We start from the raw sequence: 13,522 nt of genomic DNA on the forward strand, positions 1-13,522 counted from the left end.
GCAGAAAGCGGTTCGTGCGTCACCCTCATGCAGGGTCTTTTCGACGTGCGCCAACAATCATGAATGTTTCAGCCTTTGTCATTATCGACTTTTGTTCGAGTGGAGTCCGCCGTGTCACTTTCGCTTTGGCAGCAGTGTCTTGCCCGATTGCAGGATGAGTTACCAGCCACAGAGTTCAGTATGTGGATACGCCCGTTGCAGGCGGAACTGAGCGATAACACGCTGGCTTTGTATGCGCCAAACCGTTTTGTGCTCGACTGGGTAAGGGATAAATACCTCAATAACATCAATGGACTGTTGAATAATTTTTGCGGCGCAGATGCCCCGCAACTGCGTTTTGAAGTGGGAACAAAACCCGTTACTCAGACGCTAAAGACGCCTGTTAATCATGTTGTTGCGCCGGCGCATGTTGCGCAAGTACAGCCACAACGCGCAGCGCCTGCGGCGCGCCCGGGTTGGGACAACGTACCGGCCCCGGCGGAGCCAACCTATCGCTCCAACGTCAACGTTAAACATACCTTTGATAACTTCGTGGAAGGTAAATCCAACCAGTTGGCGCGCGCGGCGGCACGTCAGGTCGCGGACAACCCAGGCGGCGCCTATAACCCGTTATTCCTTTATGGCGGTACTGGTTTAGGTAAAACGCACCTGTTACATGCAGTGGGTAACGGCATTATGGCGCGCAAGCCTAATGCAAAAGTGGTGTATATGCACTCCGAGCGTTTTGTACAGGACATGGTAAAAGCCCTGCAAAACAATGCGATCGAAGAGTTTAAACGCTACTACCGCTCCGTTGACGCGTTGCTGATTGACGATATTCAATTTTTCGCCAATAAAGAACGATCCCAGGAAGAGTTTTTCCACACCTTTAACGCCTTGCTGGAAGGTAATCAGCAGATCATTTTGACGTCAGATCGTTATCCAAAAGAGATCAATGGCGTTGAAGATCGTCTGAAATCCCGCTTCGGTTGGGGGTTAACGGTCGCGATCGAACCGCCGGAACTGGAAACGCGCGTCGCGATCCTGATGAAAAAAGCGGACGAAAACGACATTCGTTTGCCTGGCGAAGTGGCGTTCTTTATCGCCAAGCGTCTACGCTCTAACGTACGTGAACTGGAAGGCGCGCTGAACCGGGTTATCGCCAACGCGAACTTTACCGGCCGCGCTATCACCATCGATTTTGTGCGAGAAGCGCTGCGCGATCTGCTGGCGTTGCAGGAAAAACTGGTCACCATCGACAATATTCAGAAGACGGTGGCGGAGTATTACAAAATCAAAATTGCGGATCTGCTTTCTAAGCGTCGATCTCGCTCGGTAGCGCGTCCGCGTCAGATGGCTATGGCGCTGGCAAAAGAGCTTACTAACCACAGTCTGCCGGAAATTGGCGACGCGTTTGGTGGGCGTGACCACACTACCGTTCTTCATGCCTGCCGTAAGATTGAGCAGTTGCGTGAAGAAAGCCATGATATTAAAGAAGATTTCTCCAATTTAATCAGAACATTATCTTCGTGACGCTATGAAATTTACCGTTGAACGTGAACATTTATTAAAACCGCTTCAGCAGGTCAGCGGCCCGCTAGGTGGTCGTCCTACGCTGCCAATTCTCGGTAACCTGTTGCTGCAGGTTGCAGACGGTACGCTTTCTCTGACCGGCACCGACCTTGAAATGGAAATGGTGGCGCGCGTTGCGTTAATTCAGCCTCATGAAACAGGCGCAACCACCGTCCCGGCGCGGAAATTCTTTGATATCTGCCGTGGTTTGCCGGAAGGGGCTGAAATTGCCGTTCAGCTGGAAGGCGATCGGATGCTGGTGCGTTCAGGCCGCAGCCGCTTCTCGCTTTCCACATTGCCTGCCGCCGACTTCCCGAACCTGGATGACTGGCAGAGCGAAGTCGAATTCACCTTGCCGCAGGCGACGATGAAGCGTCTGATTGAAGCGACCCAGTTTTCCATGGCGCATCAGGACGTTCGCTATTACTTAAACGGTATGCTGTTTGAGACTGAAGGCGAAGAGCTGCGCACCGTGGCCACTGATGGTCACCGTCTGGCGGTCTGTTCCATGCCGGTCGGACAATCTCTGCCGAACCATTCGGTGATCGTGCCGCGTAAAGGCGTGATTGAACTGATGCGTATGCTTGATGGCGGCGATAACCCGCTGCGCGTGCAAATTGGCAGCAACAACATCCGTGCGCACGTCGGCGATTTTATCTTTACATCCAAGCTGGTTGATGGCCGTTTCCCTGATTATCGCCGCGTATTGCCGAAAAATCCGGACAAACATCTGGAAGCGGGCTGCGATATTCTGAAACAGGCGTTCGCCCGTGCGGCGATCCTCTCGAATGAGAAGTTCCGCGGCGTGCGTCTGTATGTGAGCGAAAACCAGCTCAAAATCACCGCCAATAACCCGGAACAGGAAGAAGCGGAAGAGATTCTGGACGTCACTTATCCGGGCACCGAAATGGAGATCGGTTTTAACGTCAGCTATGTGCTGGATGTTCTGAATGCGCTGAAGTGCGAAAACGTGCGCATTATGCTGACCGACTCGGTTTCCAGTGTGCAAATTGAAGATGCGGCGTCTCAAAGCGCAGCCTATGTTGTTATGCCAATGCGCTTGTAGTGTTGAAAGGGGCTGGTTTACTTGCCATTTCGCCTCCCGGCAGTGCTCAAAATGCTCACGTACTTCGTGTACGCTCCGCTTTTTGCGCGCTGGCGGCAGACGAACTGCCTGCGACACCGACGCCCCTGGAAAACGTACTGATATATGTCACTGACGCGATTACTCATCAAAGATTTCCGCAATATCGAAAACGCGGATCTCGCTTTATCTCCCGGCTTTAATTTTCTGGTGGGCGCGAACGGCAGCGGCAAAACCAGTGTGCTGGAAGCCATCTATACACTCGGCCATGGCCGGGCGTTTCGCAGTTTGCAGATTGGCCGCGTGATTCGCCACGAGCAGGAATCGTTTGTTCTTCATGGTCGTTTGCAGGGTGAAGAGCGCGAGACCGCCATCGGTCTGACCAAAGACAAGCAGGGCGACAGCAAAGTCCGTATTGACGGCACTGACGGCCACAAGGTCGCTGAACTGGCGCATCTGATGCCGATGCAGTTGATTACGCCAGAGGGGTTTACTTTACTCAATGGCGGCCCCAAATACAGAAGAGCGTTCCTGGACTGGGGATGCTTTCATAATGAGACCGGATTCTTCACCGCCTGGAGCAATCTCAAGCGTTTGCTTAAACAACGCAATGCGGCGTTGCGCCAGGTGAGTCGATATGAACAACTGCGTCCGTGGGATAAAGAGCTGATCCCGCTGGCGGAACAAATCAGCACCTGGCGCGCGGAGTACAGCGCCGGTATCGCTGCCGATATGGCGGATACCTGCCAGCAATTTTTACCCGAATTTTCACTCTCTTTCTCTTTTCAGCGAGGCTGGGAAAAAGAGACGGATTATGCCGAGGTGCTGGAGCGGAGCTTTGAACGCGACCGCATGTTGACCTATACCGCGCACGGGCCGCATAAAGCGGACTTCCGCATTCGCGCCGACGGTGCGCCGGTTGAAGATACCTTATCGCGTGGGCAGCTAAAGCTGCTGATGTGCGCCTTACGTCTGGCGCAAGGGGAGTTTCTGACTCGTGAAAGCGGGCGGCGCTGCCTCTACCTGATAGATGATTTTGCCTCTGAACTTGATGATGCGCGTCGTGGGCTGCTGGCCAGCCGCTTAAAAGCGACGCAATCTCAGGTCTTTGTCAGCGCAATCAGCGCTGAACACGTTCTTGACATGTCGGACAAAAATTCGAAGATGTTCACCGTGGAAAAGGGTAAAATAACGGATTAACCCAAGATAAAATGAGCGAGAAACGTTGATGTCGAATTCTTATGACTCCTCCAGTATCAAAGTCCTGAAAGGACTGGATGCGGTGCGTAAGCGCCCGGGTATGTATATCGGCGACACGGATGACGGCACCGGTCTGCACCACATGGTATTCGAGGTGGTAGATAACGCTATCGACGAAGCGCTCGCGGGTCACTGTAAAGATATCGTGGTGACGATTCACGCTGACAACTCCGTGTCCGTTACCGATGATGGCCGTGGTATCCCAACCGGTATTCACCCGGAAGAGGGCGTATCTGCAGCTGAAGTTATCATGACCGTTCTGCACGCAGGCGGTAAATTCGATGATAACTCGTATAAAGTGTCCGGCGGTCTGCACGGCGTAGGGGTTTCCGTAGTAAACGCCCTGTCGCAGAAACTGGAACTGGTGATTCGCCGTGAAGGTAAAGTCCATCAGCAAACTTACGTGCACGGTGTACCGCAAGCACCGCTGGCGGTGACCGGTGAGACTGAAGTGACCGGAACCCAGGTCCGTTTCTGGCCAAGCCATGAAACCTTTACCAACGTCGTTGAATTTGAATACGACATTCTGGCTAAGCGTCTGCGTGAACTCTCCTTCCTGAACTCCGGCGTTTCTATTCGTCTGCGCGATAAGCGCGACGGTAAAGAAGATCATTTCCACTATGAAGGCGGCATCAAGGCGTTTGTTGAGTATCTCAACAAAAACAAAACGCCGATCCACCCGAATATCTTCTACTTCTCCACCGAAAAAGACGGTATCGGCGTTGAAGTGGCGCTGCAGTGGAACGATGGCTTCCAGGAAAACATCTACTGCTTCACCAACAACATTCCGCAGCGTGATGGCGGTACTCACCTTGCAGGCTTCCGTGCGGCGATGACCCGTACCCTGAACGCCTACATGGACAAAGAAGGTTACAGCAAGAAAGCGAAAGTCAGCGCCACCGGCGACGATGCCCGTGAAGGTCTGATTGCCGTCGTTTCCGTGAAAGTACCGGATCCGAAATTCTCCTCCCAGACCAAAGACAAGCTGGTCTCTTCTGAGGTGAAATCGGCGGTTGAACAGCAGATGAACGAACTGTTGGCTGAATATCTGCTGGAAAACCCTTCCGACGCCAAAATTGTGGTTGGCAAGATTATCGACGCAGCCCGTGCGCGTGAAGCGGCACGCCGTGCCCGTGAAATGACCCGTCGTAAAGGCGCGCTGGACTTAGCTGGTCTACCGGGCAAACTGGCGGACTGTCAGGAACGCGACCCAGCCCACTCTGAACTGTACCTGGTGGAAGGGGACTCGGCGGGCGGCTCTGCGAAGCAGGGGCGTAACCGTAAGAACCAGGCAATTCTGCCGCTGAAGGGTAAAATCCTTAACGTTGAGAAAGCGCGTTTCGACAAGATGCTCTCTTCTCAGGAAGTGGCGACGCTGATCACCGCGCTCGGTTGCGGCATCGGTCGCGACGAGTACAACCCGGATAAACTGCGCTATCACAGCATCATCATCATGACGGATGCGGACGTCGATGGTTCACACATCCGTACGCTGCTGCTGACGTTCTTCTACCGTCAGATGCCGGAAATCGTTGAGCGCGGTCACGTCTACATTGCACAGCCACCGCTGTACAAAGTGAAGAAAGGCAAGCAGGAACAGTACATTAAAGACGATGAAGCAATGGATCAGTACCAGATCTCTATTGCTCTGGATGGCGCGACTCTGCACACCAACGCCCACGCTCCGGCGCTGGCGGGCGAAGCACTGGAAAAACTGGTTTCTGAGTACAACGCCACACAGAAAATGATTGGTCGTATGGAGCGCCGCTACCCACGCTCACTGCTGAAAGAGCTGGTCTACCAACCGACGCTGGCCGAAGCCGATCTGGCTGACGAAGCTAAAGTTACAGCCTGGGTTTCCCAGCTGGTTAACGTGCTGAATGAAAACGAAATGCACGGTAGCACCTGGAATAGCCTGGTTCGTAAAGACGCTGAGCTGAACCTGTTCGAACCGATCATTCGCGTGCGTACCCACGGCGTCGATACCGACTATCCGCTGGATCACGAGTTTGTGACCGGTGGTGAATACCGTCGTATCTGTACCCTTGGTGAAAAACTGCGTGGTCTGATCGAAGACGACGCGTTTATCGAACGTGGCGAGCGCCGTCAGCCGATTGCCAGCTTCGAGCAGGCGCTGGACTGGTTGGTGAAAGAGTCCCGTCGTGGCCTGTCTATTCAGCGCTATAAAGGTCTGGGCGAAATGAACCCGGAACAGTTGTGGGAAACCACGATGGATCCAGAGAGCCGTCGTATGCTGCGTGTAACGGTAAAAGATGCGATTGCTGCTGACCAACTGTTCACTACGCTGATGGGCGACGCCGTTGAACCGCGTCGTGCGTTTATCGAAGAAAACGCCCTGAAAGCAGCGAACATCGATATTTAACGTGTACCCAGGCCTGCTCCTGTAGGCCTGATAAGCGAAGCGCCATCAGGCAGTTCGTTAACGTTTGCCGGATGGCGGCTTAGGCCTTATCCGGCCTACAACCGATCTACAAAAGGGGAATCCCGATTCCCCTTTCCATCCCCCTTTTCGTTGCTGTTTTTTGAGCGGAATCGCGTTAGCATGAGGACAGACTCATCTAATCCGGGGAACTCATGGCTATCAAACTCATTGCTATCGATATGGATGGCACACTTCTGCTGCCCGATCACACCATTTCACCCGCGGTCAAAACGGCAATTGCCGCTGCACGCGCGCGAGGCGTTAACGTGGTACTGACCACAGGCCGACCGTTTGCGGGCGTTCACAGCTACCTGAAAGAGCTTCACATGGAACAGCCCGGTGATTACTGCATTACCTATAACGGTGCGCTGGTACAGAAAGCGAGTGATGGTAGTACTGTTGCGCAAACAGCGTTGAGCTATGACGACTATCGCTATCTTGAGCAACTCTCCCGTGACGTCGGTTCCCACTTCCATGCACTGGATCGCAACACGCTGTATACCGCAAACCGCGACATCAGCTATTACACGGTTCATGAATCTTTTGTCGCGACCATCCCGCTGGTGTTCTGTGAAGCGGAGAAAATGGATCCGGCAACGCAGTTCCTGAAAGTGATGATGATTGATGAACCCGCCATCCTCGATAAAGCCATCGCCCGCATTCCGGCAGAGGTAAAAGAGAAATACACCGTGCTGAAAAGTGCGCCGTACTTCCTCGAAATTCTGGATAAACGCGTGAATAAAGGCACGGGTGTGAAATCGCTGGCCGATGCTCTGGGTATTAAACGCGATGAGATCATGGCCATTGGCGATCAGGAAAACGACATTGCGATGATCGAATTTGCTGGCATGGGCGTGGCGATGGACAACGCAATTTCGTCGGTAAAAGAGGTTGCCAACTTCGTCACCAAATCTAACCTGGACGATGGCGTGGCGTACGCTATTGAGAAGTTTGTGCTGAACTAATCATTCATTGCCTGATGGCGCTACGCTTATCAGGCCTACCCAACAGTGTCATTATCGTCCAGATAAGGCGCAGTCACCCTCCGGCAAAAACACGCTTCCTGACCCGCATCTGCTGCGGGTTTTTTTATCCTGGGCGCAGGTCTACATCTCCGCTGCTGTATTGGCTGTCTGCTTGCATGGATTTCTGACGGGCTGCTGCCCGTGATTCTGCGGGATATGTGCGACACCGCTTTGCATAATCCATTTTCTGGTCAATGCCGAGGTTAACATCCGACTCTTGATAATCTTACCGTAGAGCTTCACGCGCAGTTTTCGGGTGGCGCTTCGATAGGCGTCATTCAGATTCTCCGTATCCCGCATAAAGACGGATTTCAGGATCTCCGCGCTGTCCAGAGCGTAGCTGATTCCCTCCAGCGAACTGGCGCTGATAAATCCCGCCGCTTCACCAATCAGAAACGCATTGTCTTTTCCGCAAACAAAATCCGCCCAGCGCGAAGGGAACAGCACGGTGCATTTTTCGCTTTTTAGCGGTTTGCCAAACTGAAAATGGAAGGCTTCCATTTTTGCTTTTAGCGCGTCAAAGCGCGCCTGCCCGTCTTTCATCGGGTAGGCACCGCCAAAGATAAAATAACCGTCTTTGCTGATACTCCATGAGTAGCAGTCCGTGACATCGTTATCAAAAATGCAGGAGTAAAATGGCTGAGGATGTTTTTCAGCGAACCATTGCTGAAGCGCGACGTATTTACGGATCTGATGCTCAGGATACAGATGGCGGCGAACCAGCGAATTTGCCCCGTCGGCGCCAACCAGATAGCGCGCGGTAATGTGTTGCTCCCAGCCGTCAGCGCGAAAAATCACGTGCCACATGTCGCCTTCTCGCCAGATTTTCCTGCACAGACTGTCGTGGTAAACCGCGACCTCATCAGGGATGAGTGATTTCATCCATAAATCAAACGCGTGGCGGTTGATATTGATGTAACTGCGTTGATAGTTACGCGTCAGCGCTGCTGCCACATCTACTGTTTTAACGCTGAAAATCTGCGGGTTCGCGATCACATCGACCGGTAAGGTGATGCCATCGCGAATAAACGAACGCTGGGCATCCGGAGCCAGCAGGCCGCCGCAGGGTTTGGTGAAGCCTTCCGTTCCGCACTGGCGCTTTTTATCCAGCGCAATGACACGCCTCTTTCCACTCAAATGCCGTGCCAGCGCCGCTCCTGCCGGGCCTAAACCGATAATTGCCACGTCAAAGTGTTCCATCTTTTTTACCCGCCGTCATTGAGATGGAGGCATGCTAAAACCTGAAAGTGAAGCCCTTGTGAAGTATGATGGCCGGAATTGTCTCGCATCAGGGTTCTTGCAATGAAACAAATCACCTTTGCGCCACGTCATCACCAGCTTACCAATATCAATACCTGGACTCCGGATAGCCAGTGGCTGGTGTTCGATGTACGCCCGTCGGGGGCCTCTTTTACCGGGGAAACCATTGAGCGGGTAAACGTTGAAACTGGGGCCGTCGAGGTGATTTATCGCGCCACGCAGGGTGCGAATGTGGGTGTGGTGACCGTTCATCCACGAGAGAATAAATATGTGTTTATTCATGGGCCTGAGAATCCAGATGCTGCGTGGTACTACGATTTTCACCATCGTCGGGGGGTCATTGCGCATCAGGGGAACGTTGCCAACCTGGACGCGATGGATATCACCGCCCCATACACACCCGGCGCGCTGCGCGGTGGTAGCCATGTGCATGTCTTCAGCCCGAACGGCGAGTTTGTCAGCTTCACCTATAACGATCACGTCCTGCATGAGCGAGACCCGGCGCAGGATTTGCGCAACGTCGGTGTCGCGGCACCATGGGGACCGGTCACGGTGTCGGGTCAGAATCCCCGTGAATACAGTGGTAGCCACTGGTGTGTGCTGGCCAGTCAAACGACACCCACCCCGAGGCCTGGCAGCGATGAGATTAATCGTGCCTATGAAGAGGGCTGGGTTGGGGATCATGCGCTGGCCTTTATCGGCGATACGTTGTCGGTGAAAGGCGAAAAGGTGCCGGAGCTGTTTCTCGTCGACCTGCCGCGTGAAGAAAGCGACTGGAAACAGGCGGGAGAAACGCCTCTGGCAGGAACAGAATCATTGATGCCCGCACCGCCAGTCGGCGTGACCCAGCGTCGTCTGACGTTTACTCAGGGTCGCGCTTACCCCGGACTGGTGAATGCGCCGCGTCACTGGGTGCGTAGCAATCCGCAGGCCACGGAGATTGCATTTTTGATGCGTGACGAGCGCGGTGTTGTTCAGCTCTGGCTGATCGCTGCGCAGGGGGGAGAGCCGCGTCAGCTTACCCATCACGCAACGGATATTCAGTCGGCGTTTAACTGGCATCCATCGGGAAAATGGTTGGGGTATGTGCTGGAGAACCGAATTGCCTGCTGTGACGCACACAGCGGAGATGTCTGTTTCCTGACGTCGGAGCATAGTAATCCGCCTTCTGCGGATGCTGTTGTTTTCTCACCGGATGGGCGACAAATTGCGTGGATGGAAGACGTACAGGGTTTCCGTCAGCTGTGGGTGACGGAAACCGGGCGTTAAATCAGGGCGTGGACATTTCTGCCGGGGGGATAACGGCGTTCGTTATCTGCGTTCTCTCCTCGCTTCTTTCGACGCGGGATCTGACGGAGTTATCTTTGCGGAAGAGATCCCATGGCAGGAGTAGGGTGTCCATTACGGCGGTGAACGGCATGTCGAGTATTGCCAGAGACTTTGTACCCCAGTTTGTATCACTCTCACTGATCATCGTAGCGCTGGCGCGTGTGCCAGGATAAGTCCCTTCTTTGCCGCCAGTATGTGACATTACGCTTGAGCAACCACCCAGTAAAACCATTCCGCCGCACATCACTAGCGGTAACAACACATTTTTTATCATGATTCATTCATCTGTTGATCAACGGTGTTTGCATGATGAGTTATAGCGTTCCATTGCCCGGAAGAATACCCTCAGCATGTCGCACTGTGGTGCTTATCGCACTTTAACGATCTGTGCTTCCCCCCCAGTCTATGCCATAGACAGCAAACTGCAAAAAAAGTCCCCATTAAACGCTTGAAAAGTTCATATCAGGACCCATTTTTAGGGTAAGGACAAATGAAGAACATGCCTGAGGGGTGTTCTGTCCGCCTGGCCTGTCCATGATGGAAGGTCTCATATTCTCGCTGATTTCAGGAGCTATTGATTATGCGTAATTTTGATTTATCCCCGCTGTACCGTTCCGCTATTGGTTTTGACCGTTTGTTTAACCTGCTTGAAAACAACCAGAGCCAGAGTAATGGCGGCTACCCTCCGTATAACGTTGAGCTGGTGGATGAAAACCATTACCGCATTGCGATTGCCGTGGCGGGGTTTGCGGAAAGCGAGCTGGAAATTACTGCCCAGGATAATCTGCTGGTGGTGAAAGGCGCTCATGCTGATGAGCAAAAAGAACGTACTTACCTTTATCAGGGCATTGCCGAGCGCAACTTTGAACGCAAGTTCCAGTTAGCAGAGAACATTCATGTTCGTGGCGCAAACCTGGTGAACGGTCTGCTGTATATCGAACTTGAGCGTGTGATTCCGGAAGCGAATAAACCACGCCGTATCGAAATCAATTAATTCTGTCGGGCCGCGCTGCGCGGCCTGTTATCCCCATGCTCGCCGTCAGGGAGCATATGCAAATCTGCGGATTTGCAGGTACTCACTCGCTTCTTAGAAGGAGATTATGATTATGCGTAACTACGATTTATCCCCGCTGCTGCGTCAATGGATCGGTTTTGACAAACTGGCCAACGCCTTGCAAAACACCGGTGAAAGCCAGAGCTTCCCACCCTATAACATCGAAAAAAGCGACGATAACCACTATCGCATTACCCTTGCGTTGGCCGGTTTCCGTCAGGAAGATCTGGATATTCAACTGGAAGGCACGCGCCTGACGGTGAAAGGTAGCCCGGAGCAGCCGGAGAAAGAGACCAAATGGTTGCATCAGGGGCTGGTCACACAACCGTTCAGTTTGAGCTTCACCCTCGCTGAACATATGGAAGTCTCTGGCGCGACGTTCACTAACGGATTACTGCACATTGATTTAACACGTAATGTGCCAGAAACCCTCGCCCCGCAGCGTATCGAGATTCAGGAACGACCTGCGTTAAATAGCTAATTTGCTGTTTGCCCTTGCCCCGCCAGAAATGACGGGGCTTTTTTGTGCTTTACCACCCATACATACCGCCTGTTCTCTGCGAAAATCCGGTTAAAATAATAATGTTATTCACAGGGAAACGAAGATGAGTGAGATAGCATTAACGGTTAGCGTTCTGGCGTTGGCGGCGGTTGTTGGATTATGGATCGGCAACATCAGGGTTCGTGGGGTAGGGCTGGGCATTGGAGGCGTGCTGTTTGGCGGGATTCTTGTCGGACATTATGCTGACCTGCTAGGCATCTCCCTTAGCGGCGAGATGCTGCATTTTATTCAGGAATTTGGCCTGATCCTCTTCGTTTACACCATTGGTATTCAGGTCGGTCCTGGTTTTTTTGCGTCGCTGCGCGTTTCAGGTTTACGTCTGAATCTCTTTGCTGTTCTGATCGTCATCATCGGCGGTCTGATCACCGCTATTCTGCATAAAGTGTTTGCGATTCCGTTACCGGTGGTATTGGGAATATTCTCCGGTGCGGTGACCAATACCCCGGCATTGGGGGCTGGCCAGCAAATTCTGCGCGATCTGGGCACTCCTGTAGAGGTGGTTGACCAGATGGGGATGAGCTATGCCATGGCGTATCCTTTCGGTATTTGCGGCATCTTACTCACCATGTGGCTGATGCGTATGATTTTTCGCGTCAATGTCGAGGAGGAGGCGCAACAGCATGAATCCACGCTCTCCCGCGGTCACTCGCTCATCCAGACCATGAACATCCGTGTTGAGAACCCGAATCTCAATAACATGGCGATTCAGGATGTGCCCATCCTCAATAGCGACAAAATCATCTGTTCACGACTTAAACGCGATGAAACGCTGATGGTGCCCTCGCCTGGGACGATTATTCAGGTTGGCGATCTGCTGCATCTGGTGGGGCAGTCAGGGGATCTGCACAATGCGCAGGTGGTGATTGGCCAGGAGGTGGACACCTCGCTTTCTACTCGCGGCACGGAGTTGCGTGTTGAACGTGTGGTCGTCACCAATGAAAAAGTGCTCGGAAAGCGCATTCGCGATCTGCGCCTAAAAGAGAACTATGATGTGGTTATCTCGCGGCTTAACCGTGCGGGTATTGAGCTGGTGGCAAGCGGTGAGATGAGTCTGCAGTTTGGCGATATTCTCAATCTGGTCGGACGGCCCTCTGCCATTGAAGCGGTCGCCAATGTCGTGGGCAACGCCCAACAAAAACTGCAACAGGTACAGATGTTACCGGTGTTCATTGGTATCGGGCTGGGTGTGCTGCTTGGGTCAATTCCGCTGTTTATACCGGGGTTCCCGGCGGCGTTAAAGCTGGGGCTGGCGGGCGGGCCGCTGATCATGGCGCTGATTCTGGGGCGTATTGGCAGCATTGGTAAGCTGTACTGGTTTATGCCGCCGAGCGCCAACCTGGCGCTGCGCGAGCTGGGAATCGTGCTGTTTCTTGCCGTGGTGGGGCTGAAGTCTGGCGGTGATTTTGTCGATACCCTGATGCAAGGCGAAGGCCTGAGCTGGATTGGTTATGGCATCGTTATCACCGCAATTCCGCTCATCACGGTGGGTCTGCTGGCGCGTATCTTCGCGAAGATGAACTATCTGACGTTGTGCGGGATGTTGGCCGGGTCGATGACCGATCCACCTGCGCTGGCATTTGCGAATAACCTGCATGCCACCAGCGGGGCGGCGGCGCTCTCGTATGCGACGGTATACCCGCTGGTGATGTTCCTGCGTATTATCACTCCGCAGCTGCTGGCAGTGATTTTCTGGGGAATAGGCTAGAAGAAATAATCCTGCTGACCGGCATCCTGTGGGTGCCGGTGATGATGTATCAACACTACTGACGGCGCATAATCCCTGCTTTGCTGAGAGTCTACCTTCACCTGACCCACGCAATCCCCTTCCTGCTTTCGTCGCGATAAGGCCAACTCAAGCTGGGCAGGGCGACCCTTTCAGCACAATCCGTGGGGCCTGCACCCGCGTTCGGTGGCACGAGACTGCGTACGCAAAGTGTGAACGTTGAGGGGAAAA

At 53.3% G+C, this 13,522-nt stretch carries 11 protein-coding genes and 1 other annotated feature; of the genes, 9 read left to right on the forward strand and 2 right to left on the reverse strand.

Annotation, left to right across the window (positions count from 1 at the left end; all coding sequences use genetic code 11):
- The first annotated feature begins 111 nt into the window (after positions 1 to 111).
- From dnaA to yidA, 5 genes are all read left to right on the forward strand, one after another.
- Complete coding sequence (gene dnaA, locus AC07UY_RS04600; protein WP_162382320.1) at positions 112 to 1,512, forward strand: chromosomal replication initiator protein DnaA; 1,401 nt, start codon at positions 112 to 114, stop codon at positions 1,510 to 1,512.
- 4 nt (positions 1,513 to 1,516) lie between these two features.
- Positions 1,517 to 2,617, forward strand: a complete 1,101-nt coding sequence (gene dnaN, locus AC07UY_RS04605; protein ID WP_494659577.1) for a DNA polymerase III subunit beta — start codon at positions 1,517 to 1,519, stop codon at positions 2,615 to 2,617.
- Between the two features lie 144 nt (positions 2,618 to 2,761).
- Complete coding sequence (gene recF, locus AC07UY_RS04610; RefSeq protein ID WP_494659578.1) at positions 2,762 to 3,835, forward strand: DNA replication/repair protein RecF; 1,074 nt, start codon at positions 2,762 to 2,764, stop codon at positions 3,833 to 3,835.
- A 28-nt stretch (positions 3,836 to 3,863) separates the two neighbouring features.
- Positions 3,864 to 6,278 (forward strand): DNA topoisomerase (ATP-hydrolyzing) subunit B, encoded by a 2,415-nt coding sequence (gene gyrB / locus AC07UY_RS04615; RefSeq protein ID WP_494659579.1) that lies wholly within the window; start codon positions 3,864 to 3,866, stop codon positions 6,276 to 6,278.
- A 212-nt stretch (positions 6,279 to 6,490) separates the two neighbouring features.
- On the forward strand, positions 6,491 to 7,303 hold the full coding sequence (gene yidA, locus AC07UY_RS04620; protein WP_494659580.1) for a sugar-phosphatase: 813 nt from the start codon (positions 6,491 to 6,493) through the stop codon (positions 7,301 to 7,303).
- A 141-nt stretch (positions 7,304 to 7,444) separates the two neighbouring features.
- Here the strand turns inward: yidA and cbrA are convergent, their stop codons facing one another.
- Positions 7,445 to 8,563 (reverse strand): colicin M resistance lipid reductase CbrA, encoded by a 1,119-nt coding sequence (gene cbrA, locus AC07UY_RS04625; protein WP_494659581.1) that lies wholly within the window; start codon positions 8,561 to 8,563, stop codon positions 7,445 to 7,447.
- A gap of 102 nt (positions 8,564 to 8,665) precedes the next feature.
- On the opposite strand from cbrA, the gene AC07UY_RS04630 reads away from it, so the two are divergent.
- On the forward strand, positions 8,666 to 9,892 hold the full coding sequence (locus tag AC07UY_RS04630; protein ID WP_494659582.1) for a YidR family protein: 1,227 nt from the start codon (positions 8,666 to 8,668) through the stop codon (positions 9,890 to 9,892).
- 1 nt (position 9,893) lies between these two features.
- Here AC07UY_RS04630 and AC07UY_RS04635 read toward each other — a convergent pair whose 3' ends face one another.
- Positions 9,894 to 10,226 carry a YceK/YidQ family lipoprotein gene (locus tag AC07UY_RS04635; protein WP_494659583.1) on the reverse strand — a complete coding sequence of 111 codons (333 nt, stop codon included), beginning with the start codon at positions 10,224 to 10,226 and terminating at the stop codon, positions 9,894 to 9,896.
- Positions 10,227 to 10,466: 240 nt separating this feature from the next.
- Positions 10,467 to 10,539 (forward strand) — a sequence feature (ROSE (Repression Of Heat Shock gene Expression) occurs in the 5'-region of heat shock genes and acts as an RNA thermometer to modulate expression.).
- Here AC07UY_RS04635 and ibpA point away from each other — a divergent pair.
- The 3 genes from ibpA to AC07UY_RS04650 all read left to right on the forward strand — a co-directional run bounded on the left by ibpA (position 10,533) and on the right by AC07UY_RS04650 (position 13,273).
- Positions 10,533 to 10,946: a small heat shock chaperone IbpA gene (ibpA, locus tag AC07UY_RS04640; RefSeq protein WP_001532742.1), complete on the forward strand. Its 414-nt coding sequence runs from the start codon at positions 10,533 to 10,535 to the stop codon at positions 10,944 to 10,946. (Overlaps the previous feature by 7 nt.)
- 112 nt (positions 10,947 to 11,058) lie before the next feature.
- Positions 11,059 to 11,487, forward strand: a complete 429-nt coding sequence (gene ibpB / locus AC07UY_RS04645) for a small heat shock chaperone IbpB (protein ID WP_276293415.1) — start codon at positions 11,059 to 11,061, stop codon at positions 11,485 to 11,487.
- 124 nt (positions 11,488 to 11,611) lie between these two features.
- Positions 11,612 to 13,273 (forward strand): putative transporter, encoded by a 1,662-nt coding sequence (locus AC07UY_RS04650; RefSeq protein WP_494700900.1) that lies wholly within the window; start codon positions 11,612 to 11,614, stop codon positions 13,271 to 13,273.
- Positions 13,274 to 13,522 lie beyond the last annotated feature (249 nt).

The sequence above is a fragment of the Citrobacter sp. GW821-FHT02E08 genome (assembly GCF_059421685.1).

Bases quoted from the DNA above. Each gene is read 5' to 3' on its own strand.
- dnaN (WP_494659577.1), top strand. From the start codon at position 1,517: ATGAAATTTACCGTTGAACGTGAACATTTATTAAAACCGCTTCAGCAG.
- recF (WP_494659578.1), top strand. From the start codon at position 2,762: ATGTCACTGACGCGATTACTCATCAAAGATTTCCGCAATATCGAAAAC.
- gyrB (WP_494659579.1), top strand. From the start codon at position 3,864: ATGTCGAATTCTTATGACTCCTCCAGTATCAAAGTCCTGAAAGGACTG.
- yidA (WP_494659580.1), top strand. From the start codon at position 6,491: ATGGCTATCAAACTCATTGCTATCGATATGGATGGCACACTTCTGCTG.
- cbrA (WP_494659581.1), bottom strand. From the start codon at position 8,563: ATGGAACACTTTGACGTGGCAATTATCGGTTTAGGCCCGGCAGGAGCG.
- AC07UY_RS04630 (WP_494659582.1), top strand. From the start codon at position 8,666: ATGAAACAAATCACCTTTGCGCCACGTCATCACCAGCTTACCAATATC.
- AC07UY_RS04635 (WP_494659583.1), bottom strand. From the start codon at position 10,226: ATGATAAAAAATGTGTTGTTACCGCTAGTGATGTGCGGCGGAATGGTT.
- ibpA (WP_001532742.1), top strand. From the start codon at position 10,533: ATGCGTAATTTTGATTTATCCCCGCTGTACCGTTCCGCTATTGGTTTT.
- ibpB (WP_276293415.1), top strand. From the start codon at position 11,059: ATGCGTAACTACGATTTATCCCCGCTGCTGCGTCAATGGATCGGTTTT.
- AC07UY_RS04650 (WP_494700900.1), top strand. From the start codon at position 11,612: ATGAGTGAGATAGCATTAACGGTTAGCGTTCTGGCGTTGGCGGCGGTT.